Annotated in this window: 15 protein-coding genes and 2 pseudogenes; 3 read left to right on the top strand and 14 right to left on the bottom strand. The window is 59.2% G+C overall.

Annotated elements, in window-relative coordinates:
• Positions 1 to 247: 247 nt before the first annotated feature.
• On the top strand, positions 248 to 988 hold the full coding sequence (locus tag SM763_RS14885) for an NYN domain-containing protein (RefSeq protein ID WP_368999008.1): 741 nt from the start codon (positions 248 to 250) through the stop codon (positions 986 to 988).
• Positions 989 to 1,634: 646 nt separating this feature from the next.
• Here SM763_RS14885 and istB read toward each other — a convergent pair.
• From istB to SM763_RS14835, 10 genes and pseudogenes are all read right to left on the bottom strand, one after another.
• Complete coding sequence (gene istB / locus SM763_RS14880) at positions 1,635 to 2,363, bottom strand: IS21-like element ISPkr1 family helper ATPase IstB (RefSeq protein ID WP_027244506.1); 729 nt, start codon at positions 2,361 to 2,363, stop codon at positions 1,635 to 1,637.
• Positions 2,293 to 3,861, bottom strand: coding sequence for an IS21 family transposase (gene istA / locus SM763_RS14875; protein ID WP_368999007.1), 1,569 nt, complete (start codon positions 3,859 to 3,861; stop codon positions 2,293 to 2,295). Before istA ends, istB begins: the two co-directional genes overlap by 71 nt.
• A 338-nt stretch (positions 3,862 to 4,199) precedes the next feature.
• Positions 4,200 to 4,400, bottom strand: a pseudogene (locus SM763_RS14870) (IS5/IS1182 family transposase); the annotation flags it as partial.
• Positions 4,401 to 4,469: 69 nt separating this feature from the next.
• Positions 4,470 to 5,753: an MSMEG_0569 family flavin-dependent oxidoreductase gene (locus SM763_RS14865; RefSeq protein ID WP_368999006.1), complete on the bottom strand. Its 1,284-nt coding sequence runs from the start codon at positions 5,751 to 5,753 to the stop codon at positions 4,470 to 4,472.
• An 11-nt stretch (positions 5,754 to 5,764) separates the two neighbouring features.
• Positions 5,765 to 6,052 (bottom strand): MSMEG_0570 family nitrogen starvation response protein, encoded by a 288-nt coding sequence (locus tag SM763_RS14860; RefSeq protein WP_368999005.1) that lies wholly within the window; start codon positions 6,050 to 6,052, stop codon positions 5,765 to 5,767.
• A complete protein-coding gene (locus SM763_RS14855) occupies positions 6,045 to 7,007 on the bottom strand; it encodes a sll0787 family AIR synthase-like protein (RefSeq protein ID WP_368999004.1) in 963 nt (320 codons plus the stop codon). The genes SM763_RS14860 and SM763_RS14855 overlap by 8 nt, the downstream gene beginning before the upstream one ends.
• Positions 7,004 to 7,555, bottom strand: a complete 552-nt coding sequence (locus tag SM763_RS14850) for an MSMEG_0567/Sll0786 family nitrogen starvation N-acetyltransferase (protein WP_368999003.1) — start codon at positions 7,553 to 7,555, stop codon at positions 7,004 to 7,006. The genes SM763_RS14855 and SM763_RS14850 overlap by 4 nt, the downstream gene beginning before the upstream one ends.
• Positions 7,552 to 8,673 carry an MSMEG_0568 family radical SAM protein gene (locus SM763_RS14845; RefSeq protein ID WP_368999002.1) on the bottom strand — a complete coding sequence of 374 codons (1,122 nt, stop codon included), beginning with the start codon at positions 8,671 to 8,673 and terminating at the stop codon, positions 7,552 to 7,554. The genes SM763_RS14850 and SM763_RS14845 overlap by 4 nt, the downstream gene beginning before the upstream one ends.
• Positions 8,666 to 9,634, bottom strand: coding sequence for a Nit6803 family nitrilase (locus tag SM763_RS14840; protein ID WP_368999001.1), 969 nt, complete (start codon positions 9,632 to 9,634; stop codon positions 8,666 to 8,668). Before SM763_RS14840 ends, SM763_RS14845 begins: the two co-directional genes overlap by 8 nt.
• Before the next feature lie 89 nt (positions 9,635 to 9,723).
• Positions 9,724 to 10,206 carry an MSMEG_0572/Sll0783 family nitrogen starvation response protein gene (locus SM763_RS14835; RefSeq protein ID WP_274830929.1) on the bottom strand — a complete coding sequence of 161 codons (483 nt, stop codon included), beginning with the start codon at positions 10,204 to 10,206 and terminating at the stop codon, positions 9,724 to 9,726.
• A gap of 292 nt (positions 10,207 to 10,498) precedes the next feature.
• Here SM763_RS14835 and SM763_RS14830 point away from each other — a divergent pair, with 292 nt between their 5' ends.
• A complete protein-coding gene (locus SM763_RS14830) occupies positions 10,499 to 11,866 on the top strand; it encodes an aminotransferase-like domain-containing protein (RefSeq protein WP_368999000.1) in 1,368 nt (455 codons plus the stop codon).
• A 134-nt stretch (positions 11,867 to 12,000) separates the two neighbouring features.
• Here the strand turns inward: SM763_RS14830 and SM763_RS14825 are convergent.
• A pseudogene (locus SM763_RS14825) lies at positions 12,001 to 12,348 on the bottom strand (transposase); the annotation flags it as partial.
• Between the two features lie 763 nt (positions 12,349 to 13,111).
• Complete coding sequence (locus tag SM763_RS14820) at positions 13,112 to 13,495, bottom strand: hypothetical protein (RefSeq protein ID WP_368998999.1); 384 nt, start codon at positions 13,493 to 13,495, stop codon at positions 13,112 to 13,114.
• Between the two features lie 359 nt (positions 13,496 to 13,854).
• Between SM763_RS14820 and SM763_RS14815 the strand changes: the two genes are divergently transcribed.
• Positions 13,855 to 14,679, top strand: coding sequence for a flagellin N-terminal helical domain-containing protein (locus SM763_RS14815; protein ID WP_065271064.1), 825 nt, complete (start codon positions 13,855 to 13,857; stop codon positions 14,677 to 14,679).
• A gap of 449 nt (positions 14,680 to 15,128) precedes the next feature.
• Here SM763_RS14815 and SM763_RS14810 read toward each other — a convergent pair whose 3' ends face one another.
• Both SM763_RS14810 and SM763_RS14805 read right to left on the bottom strand, forming a co-directional pair.
• Positions 15,129 to 16,652, bottom strand: coding sequence for an amidohydrolase family protein (locus SM763_RS14810; RefSeq protein ID WP_368998998.1), 1,524 nt, complete (start codon positions 16,650 to 16,652; stop codon positions 15,129 to 15,131).
• 377 nt (positions 16,653 to 17,029) lie between these two features.
• Positions 17,030 to 17,956, bottom strand: coding sequence for an ABC transporter transmembrane domain-containing protein (locus SM763_RS14805; RefSeq protein ID WP_368998997.1), 927 nt, complete (start codon positions 17,954 to 17,956; stop codon positions 17,030 to 17,032).
• Between the last annotated feature and the right edge of the window lie 182 nt (positions 17,957 to 18,138).

The following is an 18,138-nucleotide window of genomic DNA, read 5'->3' as shown; positions in this document are numbered from 1 at the left end:
TGGGGGAGGTCCCCGGCAATTGCAAGGATTTTCAAGTGTTTTGCAATAAACCGCATGCTCGCGCCGGAGCCCAATCCCTTTGCGACGGCATGTTTCCGGTTCGATTGCATCGCCGATCAAGATCGGGTCTAAAGAACTTTAGCTGGCTCCGCAGGCAATCATAGCAAGGCTGAAGACAGCCGTATCATTTCGCATACCCATGGGTTTGTCCTCGTGGGACAGGTCAACACGACAGAGAGTTTACCCCATGCTGAGCACATCCAAGCCACCGCTCCTGGCCGTCCTTATTGACGCAGACAACATATCTGCCAAACACGCCGAGATCATGTTTGAGGAGATCGCATCCCTGGGAGAGGCGAGCATTCGCCGTATTTACGGCGATTTCTCGGGGTCCGGCGCTCAAGGCTGGACCAAGGAAAAGCTTGCCTCGTTGGCAATCGTGCCGCATCAGCAGTTTTCCAATACCACAGGCAAGAATGCCTCTGATATCGCGCTGGTCATTGATGCCATGGATATTCTTCATTCCGGTCGCTTCGACGGGTTTGTTCTGATCTCCTCGGACAGCGATTTCACGCGGCTGGCCAGCCGCATACGCGAGCAGGGATTGGATGTTTTCGGCATGGGGATGCGCAAGACCCCAACTGCGTTCGTGAAGGCCTGCAAACGGTTCATTTATGTTGAAAACCTCATCTCAGAGCCAACAAAGACAACACCTAAATCAACGGCCCCAAAAGAGGACAGCCAGGACGGTGCTGCGACGCATCTGGAAGATCCAAGCAAGCTTGTGAAGCGGGCAATGGATGCGATCAATCAGGACGATGAGTGGATTCCGCTTGGGCAGATCGGGCAATATCTCTCCACTGCTGCTCCTGATTTTGACACGCGCAGCTATGGAAAGCGAAAGCTCAGCGAGCTGATCGCCACATTGAAAACGCTCGAGACCAAACGCGGCGAAGGCAATCAGATTATGGTGCGTCGTCTCGACTAGGGGTTAAGCTCGCCTTTGCCTAACGTCGTTTGACCGCTTCCCGCTGTAAGACCCGTCGTGCTGCGCATGGCTCAAATGCACCACGGCCAAGGTCTGCTTGTGGGTGCGGCGTCACAGCGGTGAGGACCTATTGAACTGGCCCGAAGGTCAGACTTTGCAAATGTCGCTACCTGCGCTTCGCGGATCCAAGCGCCCAGATCCGCGCCCTTCCAGTCTTGGGTCGATTACTTCCAGCCCCACTGAAGACACTGTCCGAACTTGCACCAGGCCAAGACTGCCTTGTGAAATAGCACAATGCGCCAATTCCCTTTAGGTTCGCCTTATTCTCCGGCCATACCAAATGTGGGTACTTTAGTGTTGGAGCGGCGCCCAAATCCGACGAAAATCGACGAAACGGATCGACGTTCTCAGCGAACGCTGCGTTTACGACTTAAAGTAAATATCCTTAGCCAACTGCAGAATCTCACTTCTCACGCGTTGGCCCTCTTCTTGCACACGGGTTTTGTTGACTAAGCCTGTCAATCGGCACGCAATCTTGACCCTCTATCGGCGTGCAAAAATGACCCCCTGCTGTGCCCTCGGGTAGCTGGCCCGATGCGGTGTAGCCACCACACAGCGCAACCGTATTTGGCCAGCGGGGCTTGGATTATTCCCTGGTCTTGAAGCGCCAGCTCTCATTGCCGGTTTCGACGATCTCACAATGGTGGGTAAGGCGGTCGAGGAGCGCAGTGGTCATCTTGGCGTCGCCAAAGACGGAGGGCCATTCACCGAAGTCGAGATTGGTAGTCACGATGACCGAGGTGCGCTCGTAGAGGCGACTGATGAGGTGGAACAGCAACTGGCCGCCGGTCTGCGCGAAAGGAAGGTAGCCAAGCTCGTCAAGGATTAAGAAGTCGAGGCGGCACAGCAGGTCAGCCGTGCGCCCCTGCCGATCAGCACGAGCTTCGGCATCAAGCTTGTTCACCAAGTCCACGGCGTTGAAGAACCGTCCTCGTTTGCCTCGCCGGATGCACGCCCGAGCGATGCTCACAGCAAGGTGGGATTTGCCGGTCCCGGTGCCGCCGATGAGCACAACATTGCGCTGCTGCTCAAGGAAATCCCCGGCGGCCAGGTCGCGCACCAGCGTCTCGTTGACAGGCGTGCCCTCGAAGCTGAACTCGTCGATCTCTTTCGCCAGAGGCAGCTTGGCGATGGTCATCTGGTATTTGATCGAGCGCGCCTGCTTCTCGCTGATCTCGGCGTTCAGCAGGTCACCGACGATCTGCTGCGGTTCATGCTGCCTCTTCACCGCAGCGGTGATGATCTCATCGTAGGCGGCCTTCATGCCGTAGAGTTTTAGCTGGCTCATCGCGTCCAGCACCTGCGATCTTTCCATGGTTGGGTCTCCTGAGGCTGTCGTAACGTTGGCAATCGGCCACGGGCTGGCAGGTCAGTCGCAACGCGTCCGGCGTATCAATGGTCAACGGCGGCGGCGGTTCACGATGCCGGGCCAAGATGTTGATGACGACTGAGGCGGCGGGGGCCCCTTCGTTCAGGGCTTCGGCACAGGCAGCATCCACGGCATCCAGCCCGTCGGTTGGGATCATGCTCAGGATCTGAACCATCTGGCGGTCACCATTCGGCACCTTGCCAAGCTTGCGCTGCACTCGCCTGATCGCGGGCGGCAACTCCCAGTCCTTGAACGGCGCTCCGTTCCTGAGGGCCCCGGGTTTGCGGGCCAGCACCGGAATGTAGTGCAGCGGGTCGTAGATGGCTTTGTCGCGGCCGAAGGACCGGGCATGTTGCCCCACGATCTTGCCGTCCTGCCAGAACTCGACCCACCCGGCATAGGCGCGGATCTCGACAGGGCGACCAACAGCGCGGCCATCCACAGAGTAGCGGTTCTTGTCGAAGCGAACGAGACAGGCCTTCGACACGGACGCCGGCACGGCATGGAAGCCGTCGAAAGGCCCGACATAGGGCACCAGGCTCGCGCGCTCTTCCTCGAATAATTCCCAGATTGTCCTGTCACGCAGTTCCGGATGCGGATGGGACTTGGCCCAAGCCACACAGCGGTCCTCGAGCCAGGCGTTGAGCTCGGCATAGCTCTTGAACTTCGGTCTGGGCACGAGGAACCGTCGCCTGACAACCCCAACCTGGTTCTCGACTTGTCCCTTCTCCCAGCCAGAGGCAGGTGTGCAGGCGACCGGGTCGACCAAGTAGTGCCCGCACATCTGCTGGAACCGGCGGTTGTAGGCGCGCTCGCGGCCGACGAAGATCGTGTTCACCGCGGTCTTCATGTTGTCGTAGATGCCCCGCGCGCAGGCTCCGCCGAAGAAGGCGAAGGCCTTGTCGTGGGCGTCGAAGACCATCTCCTGCGTCTCGCGCGGGTAGGCACGGGCGAACAACATCCGGCTGTGGCAAAGCCGGACATGCGCCACCTTCACGGTTGTCGTCGCTCCATCGATCACCACAATCTCGTGGCTCCAGTCGAACTGGTAGGCCTCGCCTGGGTCGAAGATCAGCGGCACATAGGCAGCGGCCGAGGCCTCCTGTTCCTCCTTGGACCACGTGGCCGCGTATCGCCGGACCGCATCATAGCCGCCATCATATCCTTGGGCCCGGAGTTCCTCGAAGATGCGGATGCGGGTCAGCCGCTCGCGCTTGGGCTTTCGGGCGTTGGCCGCCAGCATCTCGTCGAGCATGCCTTTCCAAGGCCCGATCTTCGGCTGAGGCTGGATCGTGCGTTCATACGTCATCTTCGTCACGCCGGATCGGATCACCTTCCGCACCGTATTCCGCGAAACCCGTAGTTCCCGGCAGATCTGCTTGATTGACTTCTTGTCCTGAAAATACGCCCGACGGATCTTCGCAATCGTCTCCACAACCAACATCCCACACTGTGCTCCCCGATGACCTCGGGGGCATCATCCACATCAGTGTAAGGGGGTCATTTTTGGACGCCGATCACCCCGCTACGGGGTCAATTTTGCATGCCTGTTCACACTCATCAGGGCCAGTGGCAATAGCCACGCAAACAGGCCGGACATACGACTGTACTGACAGACCATCGCAATCGCAAAAATCGCTTGCAATGCAGGAGCCATCCACACAGGACATACGCACCTTGCAAGCCTTTGCGATTAGAATACTTTCTGTGATGTAGTCCGTTCAAGTGGGCGTTGTTGCATTACCCACGCGTGAGATGTGACTTCCCCTTACTCCGTTGTCGTTATGACACGCGTTGGATCTCGGAGGTGACGAGGGCCGAGAAGCGGTTCATGAGGGAAATGCGGATGTGGACTTCGTCGGTCTGGCGGTCGGGGTCTCCGGCGTCGATGCGTTCTCCGAAGGCTTTCAGGCAGCGCATCTTCGCTTCGACCCGACTTCGGGCGTGATAGCCCGTCCAGCGCTTCCAGAAGGCCCGGCCATAGTAGTGGAGGCCCCTCCCCAGGCCCAAGCCGGAGTACCCGATGCAGGTGCTCCAGCCGGGGGACGTAATTTACGCATACTCAGAATGCTTGACGCCGGTGTGGACCTGCGCCGCGATCTGATCTGCCAGATAGCGGCTGTCTTCTTCGATGCCGAGGAACCGGCCTGACCCCCCCCAGGTGTTAAGCCAGCCAAGACCGATGAAATGCAGCCCTGGTTGCGCAGTCACGCCGCGGTCAAAGACAGGCTTGCCGCGCGCGTCGAACACATCGGCTTCGATCCAGGAATAATCGGGCCGGAACCCGATGGCCCAGAGCACGGAAGAAATTCCCGCCTCCGCCAGATCAATCTCGGTGCGTTCCTCTGCGGGCTCCCAGACTTTTTCGAAGGGCGGTTCGACCGGGGCATCGATGCTTTCCCATTGGATATGGGCGTCGATCTGATTGCGGATGCCGACGTAGGAGCGGTCGGCGTCATCAAGGTTTTTGGTGAGGTCCGGCAGGAACTTGACCGATGTACCGTCCATGTCCGCAAGGGAGCCATAAAGTTCCACACCGTGATCGACATGGAACTTGCGCAGGTCGATCTCCTTGCCGCCATCGCGCCCGGACATGTAGTGATTGGTCTGGGTCAGCGCCTTGTGCGGGTCCGGGTGTTGGGCAATGGTGAGGTTGTAATGCCCCGCGTCATAAAGCCAGTCGGTCGCATCACGGCCCCGGTATTTGCGGGGGCTGCGCGGCGCAGGGCCGACCGCCAGATGGACGTCGCGGCCCGCACGGGTGAAATCCTCCATTAGCTGCACGCCGGATTGGCCGGTGCCGACGATCAGAACGCCACCCTCGGGGAACTGCTCGACGTTGCGATAGTCGACTGAGTGCATCTGAAAAATCTCGGGAGACAGGTTCTTGGCATAGGCCGGTTCGATGGGCGTGTCGTATCCGCCAGTGGCGATCACCACCTGCTCGCAGGTCCATGTGCCCACCGAGGTCTCGACGGTAAAGCCGCCATCACGCGGCACGACTCGGGTGACATCCACGCCTTCGCGCAGGTTCGGCTGGGTCATCTCTGCAAAGGCATCGACATAGGCGGTGATTTCGTCCTTCAGCATGAAACCGTCAGGATCGGTGCCACCATATTCGCGATCATAGTGGAAATCGGGCAGGCGACATTGCCAGTTGGGGGTGACAAGGCAAAAGCTGTCCCAGCGGTTGTTACGCCAGGAGTGGAATTTCTCATGACGCTCGAAGATGGTGCTCTCGATGCCTTTCTGTTTGAGGCAATAGGCCGTCGAAAGCCCGGCTTGACCGCCGCCGACGATGACCACCGGAATATGGGGGATCTGGGTATCTTTCATGGTGGTGTTCCTCATTGCGTGATGTTCAGGCATGTGATGCTGGCGCCATCCTGGTGCGGAAGGGCGTCTATCTTCGCCTCGATCCGGTCTAGCTGGGCCATGGCAGAGCTGCAGGCGTAGCCGAATTTCCGCTCCACCCGGTTGGAGGCGCGTTGCAGCGCGATGCGGGAGCGGTGCAGGAAGTCTGGGACCGGATAGGTCTGACCGGCTTCAAACAGCTCTGCCACCACGCTGGAGGGGGAATAAAGTTTCTCTTCGCTGCCGTCCGGCCAGCGGACGGTCCAGAATGTTTCAGGCATGGTGGTCTCCAAGATCCAGATAGGGGGTTTGGGCGTGGTCCCAGAACAGCGCAGTCTCGTCTGTGTTGCTCATTGTGACGGTGGGCCCTTCGGTGACGCGACCCATCACGCCTGTGGTGATGTTGCGGCTTTCAAACCGCTCGCAAACCTCCTTTGCCTGATCGGCGGGCGCGGTGAGGAGGAAGCCGAAACTCGGGAAGCTGCGCAGCCAGCGCTCCGGCGGCACACCAGCGGGTGGGTTGATCGCGGTCAGGTCGATGTCGAGGCCGACGCCCGAGCATTCCGCCAGCATCAGCGCGGTGCCGACGATGCCGCCCTGGCTGATGTCCTTGCCTGCGCGCACCAGCCCGTCTTCGGCGAGTGCAGGCAGAAGCGCCAAGTCCGCGCGCAGCCGGTCGGAGGGGGCTTCCAAAGCGGCGCAGAAATTGTCGAAATTGCGGTAGGCGCCGCGTTGATCGATTGCGGCGATCAGCACATCGCCGGGCATTGCGTCGAAGCTGGTGATCAGGCGCTGCGCCTTGCCGAGCACCGAGGCCGCAAGGCCAAGGGCGGGGGCGGCGAGATTGGTGTGCCCCCCAACCAGAGGCACGCCATAGACAGCTGAGGCGTCGCGCAGACCTTTAAGCAGCGGTTTCACCGCCTCAGCATCCGGGGCCCAGACCTGATCGATCACTGCGGTGCCGCGCCCGCCCATGGCAGCGATGTCCGAAAGGTTCACCATCACCGCGCACCAGCCGGCAAACCACGGATCATCCGCGATAAAGGCGGGGATGAAGCCCTCACCCGCGAAGAGGTCATAGCCGCCGTCGCAGGGCAGGGCGGCGGCATCGTCGCCAGGCCGCCCGGCGGTCTGCGACGTCAGCTCCAGCACCCGCGTGGCATGGGCGATGCCCAGCTTGGAGCGGATGGAGGGATGGCTGCGCAACCGTTCGACAAGCTCTGCGGGCGTTGTCATGACAGATGCTCCCGCACAGGGGCGCGGTGATACCAGCCAGAAACCGGATCCGGACAGGGCGGATAGTGAATGAGATCGGCGGCCATTTTCATATGGGGTGTCCCGTGAATGGTGACCTCTTCCAAAGACTTCCAGTGCATCCGGTGAAACAGAGGCACATTCTGCATCTGCACATGGGCCAGGAAACGATCACAGCCCCGCGCATTGGCGCAGCAGACCGCAAGACGGATCAACTCTGCCCCAAGATGCCCGACGGCGCGGAAATCCCGGTCCACAGCTAGGCGCGAACCCCACCAAAGACCCGGTGCCTCTTCGTGAATGCGCACGGTTCCGACCACCTGATCGGCTTCGTGGGCATAGGTAGAGAGCGCCACCAGATGGGTGGCAATCAGGTCGATATCATCCCGGTCGTGATCCGGGAAAATTCCCTGCTCCTTGACGAACACCCGGTGACGCAGTGCGGTTGCGCCCTCGGCCTCGAACGCCTTTGAGGCGGCGCGGATGTAGTAGCCTGGGCATTGAAAATGACGTGGTTCAAGTTCGATCATGCCGGGGCTCCCTTTACGGGTACCTTCAGCTTTTCATAACTGGATAGTGCCGAGCAGGCACCGCATTTGCCGCAGCCGGCCTTCATCTCGGACGAACGAATCCCGGCCAGGGTGATCATCTGGCCTAGCGGACGCAGGATCGACGCCATGAATTCGGATGTCGGGGTGGGATGGCTTTCCAACGGTGTGCCGGAGATCGGCACGAAGGGCACCACGAAGGGATAGACGCCCATCGCGCAGAGCTTTTCGCCCATATCGAGGATCGCCTCGCGGCTGTCGCCCAGTCCCGCCAGAATATAGGTGGAGACCTGCCCGCGGCCGAAGACCTTCACTGCCGCCTCGAAACTGGAGAAGTATTTCTCCAGCGGTACCGATGCCTTGCCCGGCATGATCCGCTGGCGCACCTCGGGCGTCACCGCTTCAAGATGCATGCCCAGCGTGTCGATCCCCGCATTGAACATGCGCTGGTGCCAGGCGTCATCCTCGGGCGGCTCGCATTGGCCCTGCAGCGGCAGATCCACCGCCGCCTTGATGGCCTCAGCACTTTCACACAGCACCTTGGCGCCGCGATCCTTGCCCGCAGGTGTACCGGTGGTGAGCACCATATGCGTCACGCCATCGAGTTCGACTGCAGCCTTTGCGACCTCGGCCAGTTGCTGAGGCGTCTTATGCGCGATGGTGCGCCCGGCGGCGAGGCTCTGGCCGATGGAGCAGAACTGACAGGTCTTCTTGCGGCTCTCGTAGCGAATACAGGTCTGCAGGACGGTGGTGGCAAGCACATCCTTGGAATGCAGCGTTGCGATATGGCTATAGGGAATGCCGTCCGCTGTTTTCAGCTGGTAGAACTTTGCGGCCGTCGGAAAACGGACCTTTGCGATTTCAGTCCCGGCGCGGGTGACGCGGGCGGCGCCAGTGGGGTCTGGCGCCTCGACGAGGTAGGGGCTGTCGAAGCTGGGTGCGGTATGCACCGGGATCATGACGGTGCGCTCACCGATAGTGATGGCCTTGTGATCCGATGGCCCTGCGCCGCCGCGGCGGCTTTCCTGTCCGGCGCTGGGGTCGACCAGTCGCATTCCGTGAGTCTGCAACTCGGTGATGAGTTCGGCGTGATCAAGCATCCTGACAATCCTCCTGCAGGTCCGGTGTGGGTTCGGTGACGTGGCGCGTCTGGGCAGCGCTTGCGTTGTGGTTCAGCGACAAAAGCTCGGGGCGGGCGTAATGGCCAACGCTGTCCATCATCCGCTTGCGCTTGGCGACGAGCTTCATGTCGAGATCCGCGATCAGGATGCCTTCACCAGAGGTCAGAGGTTCGGCCAGATGGCGCCCTTCGGGAGAGATGATGCAGGTCATGCAGCCGCTGTGCATGGCCTTTTGCAGCGCCGGATCCGGGTGAATTTGGCTGATCTGTTCTTCGCTGAGCCAGCCGGTGGAGTGGACAACAAAGCATCCCGATTCCAGCGCGTGATGGCGCATCGTCACTTCGATCTGATCGCGGAAGATATCTCCGACCAGAGAGCCGGGATAATGGCCGGCGTGAATTTCCTCGTGCTGGGTCATCAGCGCATAGCGCGCCAGCGGGTTGTAATGTTCCCAGCAAGCCAGAGCGCCGACACGGCCGACCTTCGTCTCCACCACCTTCAGACCAGCGCCGTCGCCCTGCCCCCAGACCATGCGTTCATGGTAGGTCGGCGTGATCTTGCGGCGCTTCAGGGCAAGCGTGCCGTCGGCGTCAAAAATGAGCTGTGTATTATAAAGCGAGCCGTGATCGCGCTCGTTTACGCCAAGCACCACCACGACCCCGCGCTTGCGGGCGGCATCTGCCACCGCCTCGGTTTCCGGTGAGGGCACGACGACCGCTTCCTGCATCAGGTCCAGGTGCGGGGCACCCTGCTGGACCGGTGGCAGCACAAAGCTGAAATAGGGGTAATAGGGCACGAAGGTTTCGGGAAAGACGATGAACTGCGCGCCCTTGTCGGCGGCGTCGGCAAGGGCGTTGAGCACGCGTTCTATGGTGCCTGCGCGACCGGACAGGTCCGGTGCGATTTGGACGGCGGCGGCGCGGATGGTGTCGGTTCGCATGGCTGTGCCTCTGGTTTCGGGAGGAGCCGAGCCGCCGGAATAGACGGCTCGGGGCAGGGGACCGAACAAGGCCCCCGTGGTGTCGTGGATTAAACCGTCCAGGTGTCGAGGATGACCGCGTCGGCGTTCTTGTGCAGCAGGATGCAGTCGAGCACGTCCTGCGGAGCGATCGGGGTAATGCCGGGCAGCAGCGAGGGTTCGCCGTGGCCGTAGAGCGCTTGCAGAGCAAACCGGCAGGCATAGACCTTGCCGCCTTCGCTCATGAATTTCTTCATGTTCGCGGCATAGTTCTGATGGCCCGGGAAGGCCTCGTCACCCAGCGTCGGGAAACCGCGCTGAATCCCCAGGGTCACGCCGGGACCGTAAAGCAGGATCGAGGTCTCGTAGCCTTTGCGGTTCAAGCGGATGGCATTGAGAATGTTGACCAGGCCGATGGAGCCTTCGAAGGCGACGGTGTGGAAGGTGACAAGGGCCTTCTCGCCTTCTTTTGCTTTGACGTCTTCAAAGACTTTTTCTTCGTAGTTGACGAAGAAATCTCCGTCCTTGTGCGCTTCCTTGGTGACTTCAGGCATTTTGGCCTCCTTGTTGATGGTGTCTACAGGGATGGCGCGGCCAAATTGATTGCATCAATAGACAGTGTAATCTGCATACAATAAAAGACGCAAAGCGGGTACATCTTCAGGCATTATGCTGGAATTTTGAGCGATTACGCTCCAGGAATCCACGAATTTGACCGAAATAAGGTTCAAACGCAGCGCGGGAGTTGCGCTCATCCGGTCAATGATTCCATGAAGGCATACAATTGTCCCATCAATTTTGCAGGGGCATCGCATATGACCTCATACCCCTAATGGCAGGACACAGATGATCGACTGGATTCCCGACGCTCTCGAAAGCGGCAAACCCCGTTACCAGGCCATTGCAGACGCGATCGCAGAGGACATCCGGAGCGGGCGGCTGGGGGATGGCAAGCGGCTGCCGCCGCAGCGACGGCTGGCGGCGGCGCTGGGGATCGACTTTACCACGGTGTCGCGCGCTTATGCCGAGGCCCAGGCGCGTGGACTGGTGGAAAGCCATGTTGGACGCGGTACCTTCGTCAAAAACCATGTGATCACCGACCGCCCTGATCCGTCCCGCGCCGGTGAGGCGGATCTGCTGATGAACATGCCGCCCGAACCCGACGATCCCGGCCTGCGCCGCCGGATGCAGGAGGGGCTGGGATATGTATCGGCCAATCTCATCGATCTGCTGCGCTATCAAAGCGCGACCGGGTCGGAGCGCGACCGGGTGGCTGCCTCAAGCTGGCTCAGCATGCGGGGCATGGTGCCAGCGCTGGAACGTGTTGCGGTCACTCCTGGCGCCCATGCAACAATGGCTGCAATCCTGTCGATTAATACCCAGCCCGGCGATACGGTGTTGTGCGAGGCCATTACCTATCCGGGTTTCCGCAGCGTAGCGGGGCGGTTCGGGTTGCGTCTGGTCGGGATCGAGATGGATGAGGACGGCATTCTGCCGGATGCGCTGGATGCGGCCATCCGCGAACATGGGCCCAAAATGCTGTACCTCAACCCGACGCTTCAGAACCCCACTACGCTGACCATGCCCGAGACCCGGCGCCTGGATGTGGCCGCGGTCTTGCGGCGGCACCAGCTTATGCTGATCGAAGATGATGCCTACGGCTTTATCCCGGCCAAAGGGCCTGCGCCCATCGCGCTGTCAGCGCCGGAGCTGACCTGGCATATCGGAGGGCTTGCGAAATGCATCGGGGCAGGTTTGCGCCTCGCATTTACGATCGCGCCGACGCCGCGCTGTGCCTACCATCTGGCGCAGGCGATCCGCGCGCTGTCGGTGATGCCCTCACCCCTGTCTATGGCGCTGGTGACCCAGTGGATCGAGGACGGTACCGCAGATGGCATTCGCCGCTTTATCCGGTACGAAAGCGCTGCGCGGCAGGCGATTGCGGCCGAGGTTCTGACAAGTGTCCAATATCGCAGTGCTGACAATGCCTTCAATCTGTGGCTTGAACTGCCTGAGGGCCTGAACCGCGCCGAAGTGGTCGCTCGAATGGCCCGGCGCCAGATCGGGGTGATGCCCTCGGATGCCTTTACCGTTTTGGGCAGTCCGGGCGAACAGCTGCGTGTTTCTCTTGGTGGGCCTGCATCGCGTGACAGCCTGCGGGAGAACCTGCACTTTCTGGCAAATGCTCTCTCTCCCAATAGCTTTATGGGATGAGCGGGGCGCCCATCAGGAATAATCAGCCCGTTCGTGTTGTTGCTGGCGCGACTGGGGGCGTCGAACTCTGGCTGTCGGCGGGCGTTGTTGCATTACCCACGCGTGAGAGGTGACTTCTCCTTACTCCGTTGTCGTTATGACACGCGTTGGACCTCGGCGGTGCCGAGGGCCGAGAAGCGGTTCATAAGGGCAATGCGGATGTGGACTTTGGCGGTCTGGCAGTCGGGGTCTCTGGCGTCGATGCGTTCTCCGAAGGCTTTCAGGCAGCGCATCTTCGCTTCGACCCGACTTCGGGCGTGATAGCCCGTCCAGCGCTTCCAGAAGTCCCGGCCATAGTATCGGATGGCGCGCAGGGTTTCGTTGCGGACGCATGCTGCCGGGCAGTCTTCCTTCCACAATCGACCATTCTTGCGGATCGGAATGATCGGCACCGCGTCGCGCGCGAGGATCGCGCTGTGGCACCGGCGCGTGTCTGAGCTCCCCCCCGAAATTCGGACACTGACATAAGCTACGACTTGCAGTCTGCAGATCTTCGACGAGAAAGAGATCAGAGATGTCGAAACTGAAACAGCACGCACCCAAGTTCAAGGCGAAGGTCGCGCTGAACAAGGCCATCCACAAGTTCGGCCCGCTCGAGATAATGAATACCGATCAAGGATCTCAGTTTGCCTCCTTTGCTTGGACGGACCGGCTTCGCCGATCCGGCGTGCGGATCTCAATGGGCGGAAAGGGGGGGGGCTCCCCTCTCGGGACATTGCTGCGCAATGCCCTGCCGGGCAGCGGACCAACATCTTCATCAAGAGATTATGGCGGACACTGGAATACGAATGCGTCTACCTGCACGCTTGGGAGACCGGTTCGGAAACGAAAGCGGCCATCCGGAAATAGATGACCTTCTACAACCACCAGCGCTCTCATTCAGCCCTTGGCGGCAAGCCTCCGGCGCTGGTCTACTGGCAGAGAAATGATATCTACCAACCCGATCAGCAGGTGCAACGGGTAGCTTAAATTACACCAGATCATGTCCAAGAGATGGGGAGTAGCTCAGCTGCCCGTCAACGTATCCTGCACGACCGTCGGCTAAGCGCTGGTAGCGACCTTTGCAAAGCCGGCGGATCTGGCGACATGGCGAGCGATCCATGCCGCAGGCGCACAAGGAAGAGCTGACCTTCGCCGCAGGCGCAGCCGCCGACCACCTTCGAACGGCGGGAATGCGGGAAAAGCGGTGATTTGAACTCAAGGCCCTTACTCCAGTTCGTTGGCTAGATACTGGATTTCCTCGCTTGAGCAAACAGAACCGCTGGCGAGGCGAATGACTGCTTCCGAAACAAGTTTAGGATCAACGTTTAGGGCTCTTTCGGAATTGGCTATTACGGAGAAGTCCTTTGGTTCACAGGAAAAAATACTCCTTCGCCCAAAGTCATCAATAAATTCTGTGAAGCCCGCAAGGTTCAGAACTGTCGCAGATTTTTCAAGGTCGCCACTGCACATATTGTCAAAGACCTTCATCGGCCCGCTTTCGCGTGGGTTTTCTATGCAGAAGTGCATGTCAAAGATGCAGCGGGCGATCGCAAGAATTCTGCCTGCGTGTGTGTTTTCCGGGGCTGGCAACCAAGGCGGATATTCCATGTTTCAAACTATGACGACGCAATTTCTGGGAGGCAAGCACCGCTCCGGGCTCGACACCGGACCTGCGGCGCTGCGGCAAGGGGCGCGTAGCAATATCGCACCTGGTCCCCGCCATCAAATGCCAGCCAGCCCTTATGTATGTGCAAGGTCACAAAGCCCTTGAGGGATTTCACATAAGCTTGGCCTCCCATTTAGCACTTCCTTAGCAAACCTCACGGTAATGTTCCCTCGCGCCTTGGGAAACGGGGGGGCGCGGAAGCCGGATGGCTTAACGCATCGTCAGAAAGACGTCAGAGACGCCCTTCGGGGCATCAAACACGCGAGACGAAACGTCTCATATTGCTAAAGGAATGAAAGCTATGACCAGCATTCTGACGAACAACGGCGCAATGGTCGCTCTGCAGACTCTGAACTCCATCAACATGAACCTGGAGAGCACCCAGAACGCGATTTCCACCGGTAAGGATGTCGCAACGGCCAAGGACAACTCGGCCATCTGGGCGATCTCGAAAGTCATGGAGTCGGATGTTGCCGGCTTCAACGCCGTGGGCGACTCGCTGGCTCTGGGGGAATCCACGGTGGCGGTTGCAACGGCCGGGGCCGAACAGATCACCGACCTTCTGAAGGAAATGAAGGAAAAAGTGGTCAATGCAACTGGGGAGAACGTGGACAACGGGAAACTCGAAGCTGAAGTCACCGAGCTGAAAAACCAGATCACCTCGATCATCACAGGGTCGCAGTTTAATGGTGCGAACCTGCTGAACACCGCTGGCGGCGATCTGACCGTTCTGTCCTCGCTGGACCGCGATTCCACGGGTACAGTCACCGCGTCGAACATCACCGTAAGCTCGGTCGATTTTGAAGCCAGCCTGGACCTGACAACCGTAGTGGTCGACACTGCCGCAAACGCTGAAGCTTCCATCGACGACATTGAGGCTCTGATTCAGACTGCGGTTGACGGCGCCGCCGCCCTGGGGGCTTCGGCAGCCCGCATCGAGAAGCAGTCCGAATTCGTCTCAAAGGTGTCCGACGCGATGAAGAGCGGCATCGGTGCGCTGGTGGATACTGATATGGAAGAAGCATCCGCCCGATTGAAGGCGTTGCAAACCCAGCAACAGCTGGGTGTACAGGCGCTCTCGATTGCCAACTCGGCGCCACAGACCCTACAGCAGCTGTTCCGTTAAACGGCCTGATCCGGGGCGCGCCAAGCGCGTCCCGGTCTTTACCCCAACCCCTCCCCGATGACTTGGGCTGTTCATAGCAGCCCTTATCAGAGTTTAGGCGCTGGAATAGTTTCTGCCAGTCTCGTGGGGCGGCCCTCCAGCCCCAATCACGGCATTCATGCGAGGCGCAGCGAAGGCACTGTTGCGTGCGCGAAAGGCTTCCTGAAAGCGGGTCTTCAAGTCTGCTCAGTTGACCCAGGGGATGCTGCGCCCGGCATCAAGGTCAGCGAAGCGCAGGAAGCGGATTTGCAAAGTATGTAATGAGTGCCATGCAGTAGGCATAGCGACCGAAAGCTACCGTTCAGCCAGAGGTCTACGCATCGGCTGACTCGACCGACGTGGTCGCTTGAATTGACCACTTTAGACCGTCGTTTCAGATACCGGGCACGACCTATTCAGTGATCCATCGCTCACTGCCCGGCGCGAATTGCCTCCCCGGGATGAACATCCGCGTTCAATTCTCCATCACGGATCACCGGATGTTCGTTGACGATAACATGTACGAAGCCTTTGGAGGCGAGGCTGTTCGTCCCAGCATCGTACCCTGCCATTCCATTCACTTCGTCTGGATCGAAGATAGTGATATCAGCGAATGTTCCCGCTTGAAGCCGACCACGTTTTGCCATTGACGGGGCGAAAGGCTCAAGGAATTCAGCTTGCAAATAGGCTGTTTTGGCGATGATCTGCGGCATGGTCAGGGTGCCATCGTCGATCGCGATCCTGAGGTATTTGCCAAACGTGCCTGCGCTGCGTGGGTGGCCAAGACCAGCTCCGAATGGTGCGTCAAAAGGCAATGAATGCCCGTCATCATCAACCAGCGGCATACCATCGCTGCCGATGATGATGTCCGGGTGCAAGATGGCGGCCATCATGTCGGGTTCTTTTATGTGCTCCATCACGAAGAAGCCATCGGGACGTTCGGCGCGATATTTGTTGAAAGTCTCCTCGGTCAGCGTTTCCCCGGTTTCGACCCAAATCAAGTCCGAATAGTCCATGCCGGTCCGTTCCTGCCACCCCGGAGAGAGGATCTCGGCGGCGATGAAGCTTGAACCTTTCACATAGGGAAAGGCTTCTCCCAGGATCGTCGCGCCATTCGCGTTGCCCCGGTCAACCATGGCAAGCGCGGCTTTTGTATCGGATAGGGCGTTTGTCGGAATGTGGTGCAATACCAGTGGCACGTCATATGCCATCGACAAGGCAATGAATTCTTGCTGCCCTAACACTCCACTAGGGGCAATGTTGCTAAGGTAGCGGGGATGAGTGGTTAGGAAACTGTGGTTGTCAGACGCAACGCGCGCCATCCGAGCGATGCCTTCACTGCGGGCGGATGGATAGTATCCGACCATGACGCCAATCCCGAGTCCACCATTATGAATTCCGTCTGTAACCAAATCATCGATCTGATCCAGTTGTTCATCCGTGGCTTGGTTGACGGACCATTGATTGCCAGTCTTACCCGCCTTTTGCAGAGCGTGGGTCATCATTGGGCTGCCGTGGGACTCTACGCCATCCATCAACAATAGACGGGCAGAAGCATGGCCAACCGACGCTCCATAATTCGCCAGCGAGATTCCGGCCTTGGCTTCATAGTAGTCCGAAAGCGGCAGGGCGCCCGCTTCAAGGTCCATTTGTGTCGTGCGACCGTCGAAGATGGAAACCTTCTCGCTGTAGGGGTCCTGGCCATGGGCATGAAAATCGATGAAACCCGGAGCGGCGATCAACCCGCTGGCGTCAATCACGTCAGCACCGCTGATCGCTTCTGGTGTGACGATGGCGATCTCTTCGCCAGAAATGCCGATATTGCGAACTTGGTCCAGCATCGTTTCGGGATCGACGACGCGCGCGCCGGTGATGACCAGATCGTAACGTTCCTCTGCTGAAACAATATTGGACATCAATCCGATGGCGACGGCCATGGTGATCGTACGTATCATATCAAATCTCCAAGCTTGTAGAAAAATGGGCGGACTACCGACAGGCGAAGTCCAGCAAATCTGTATGCGAACGAGCAGCAGCCACCGTGCAGAATCCAAACACTGGACCGCACCCCAAAAGGGCGATGTGAGTTTTGTTCGCTTCAACATTAGACTGTGGTACTGAGGCGGGACTTTGACCGAGATCAAACCGCTTGATCAGCAACAGGACCGATGTGGGATCCAGTCAGCTCGGCGCGCCATGTTCACTGCCACGCATGATCTCGCTTCGTTCCACCTTTCTTGACCCTTTTGCCTCAACAAGGATGCTAAACACCAGCTGCGTAAGGGCGCTGGCTGAATGGTTGCTTTGGGCTGTTCCCCGCAGCCCACAATGCTCATGTGCTTGCTGCAGCCTGTCCTAAAGGCAGCGTACGAAGCAGTTCGAACTTCACGCGATTAGCGCTGACCTGGCGATAAAAGGCGATCAGAAATGCCGTCGGCGCTTGCAGTCGACTCAATCCTAGGGTCGCGGCCACGACCGTGCCGACATCCGTTCTACCCTCAAGAACAAGCACTCCGCCCAGCATGAAGACAAAGACCGTGCCTGCACCGTTGATGGCGCTCAGAATAAACTTCGTCGACAGCTTCCAGTGAAACATGGTGCGTCTGGTTTCATAGATACGGTCGAAGTCTTCCTTCACCGAAGTCACGGCAGCGCGCAGCTCAGTCTCTGTCAGCTGGTCAGCCGCGCGCCGCAGAATCTTCACCCGCTTGGCTAGCAACATGTTCATCTTGCTCTGAGAGAAGACCACGATCCCGATCTGCGGAACCAGCATCGAAAGCGCTACGACACCCAGCACGGGTTGCGTTGATGCGATGAAGCCGATCACGCTGATCAAGGTCCCCAACTGCATCACCGGTTCCGAGATGGCGGACCCGGTGAACTTGCCAAGCTCTTCGGCTTCGGCCGAAATCGCGGTCGACAGTGCGCCGGTGCGAACACGACCGTTTATTCCTTGTTCACTGACGGCCCCATCCAGCAGTCTGCTGCGAAGTAGACGAATGACGTCCTCCCCAAGGATCTGAGATCGGTATCCCATAAGCCACTTCAGGCCAAGGCTGAGCAGGACCACGCCCATCATGCCGCCCCCGAGAATGAAGAGCTCCGACGTGTCAAAAGAGCCTTCGGTCAGAAGGTTCACGATGTCCTGCTGAAACTTGAGCGGCGCGGCCGCGAGTGCGGCTATGGACAGAGAAAGCAGGATCAGTACAATTTGGCGCGGACCGCTTACGCGCCAAATCGCGGAATAAAGCTGAAGCATCTTGCCCCCCTTTGCGTGGTCGGCCAGAGACACAGTCGCGCCAAGGTCGGCATAGCACAACGGCCTTGTTGCGCAAATCGGGTGAGGGATTCACTGCGTGAATCCAGCGTGATAGCTGGAAGGTATGAGCAGTTGGGCCCCTACGAAGTATAAGACCACGAACTGGTCGGCTTACAATGAAG

It is taken from the genome of Pseudophaeobacter sp. C1-32P7, assembly GCF_041008775.1.
Taxonomy (GTDB): Bacteria; Pseudomonadota; Alphaproteobacteria; order Rhodobacterales; family Rhodobacteraceae; genus Phycobacter; species Phycobacter gallaeciensis_A.
The sequence above is the reverse complement of the archived record's forward strand: the minus strand, read 5'-3'. Positions and strand labels throughout refer to the sequence as shown.

Excerpts from the sequence above, each read along its gene's own strand:
- SM763_RS14810 (WP_368998998.1), bottom strand. The coding sequence starts at position 16,652 with ATGATACGTACGATCACCATGGCCGTCGCCATCGGATTGATGTCCAAT.
- SM763_RS14850 (WP_368999003.1), bottom strand. The coding sequence starts at position 7,555 with ATGATCGAACTTGAACCACGTCATTTTCAATGCCCAGGCTACTACATC.
- SM763_RS14865 (WP_368999006.1), bottom strand. The coding sequence starts at position 5,753 with ATGAAAGATACCCAGATCCCCCATATTCCGGTGGTCATCGTCGGCGGC.
- SM763_RS14830 (WP_368999000.1), top strand. The coding sequence starts at position 10,499 with ATGATCGACTGGATTCCCGACGCTCTCGAAAGCGGCAAACCCCGTTAC.
- SM763_RS14845 (WP_368999002.1), bottom strand. The coding sequence starts at position 8,673 with ATGCTTGATCACGCCGAACTCATCACCGAGTTGCAGACTCACGGAATG.
- istA (WP_368999007.1), bottom strand. The coding sequence starts at position 3,861 with ATGTTGGTTGTGGAGACGATTGCGAAGATCCGTCGGGCGTATTTTCAG.
- SM763_RS14885 (WP_368999008.1), top strand. The coding sequence starts at position 248 with ATGCTGAGCACATCCAAGCCACCGCTCCTGGCCGTCCTTATTGACGCA.
- SM763_RS14840 (WP_368999001.1), bottom strand. The coding sequence starts at position 9,634 with ATGCGAACCGACACCATCCGCGCCGCCGCCGTCCAAATCGCACCGGAC.
- SM763_RS14835 (WP_274830929.1), bottom strand. The coding sequence starts at position 10,206 with ATGCCTGAAGTCACCAAGGAAGCGCACAAGGACGGAGATTTCTTCGTC.
- SM763_RS14855 (WP_368999004.1), bottom strand. The coding sequence starts at position 7,007 with ATGACAACGCCCGCAGAGCTTGTCGAACGGTTGCGCAGCCATCCCTCC.
- istB (WP_027244506.1), bottom strand. The coding sequence starts at position 2,363 with ATGGAAAGATCGCAGGTGCTGGACGCGATGAGCCAGCTAAAACTCTAC.
- SM763_RS14815 (WP_065271064.1), top strand. The coding sequence starts at position 13,855 with ATGACCAGCATTCTGACGAACAACGGCGCAATGGTCGCTCTGCAGACT.
- SM763_RS14820 (WP_368998999.1), bottom strand. The coding sequence starts at position 13,495 with ATGGAATATCCGCCTTGGTTGCCAGCCCCGGAAAACACACACGCAGGC.
- SM763_RS14805 (WP_368998997.1), bottom strand. The coding sequence starts at position 17,956 with ATGCTTCAGCTTTATTCCGCGATTTGGCGCGTAAGCGGTCCGCGCCAA.
- SM763_RS14860 (WP_368999005.1), bottom strand. The coding sequence starts at position 6,052 with ATGCCTGAAACATTCTGGACCGTCCGCTGGCCGGACGGCAGCGAAGAG.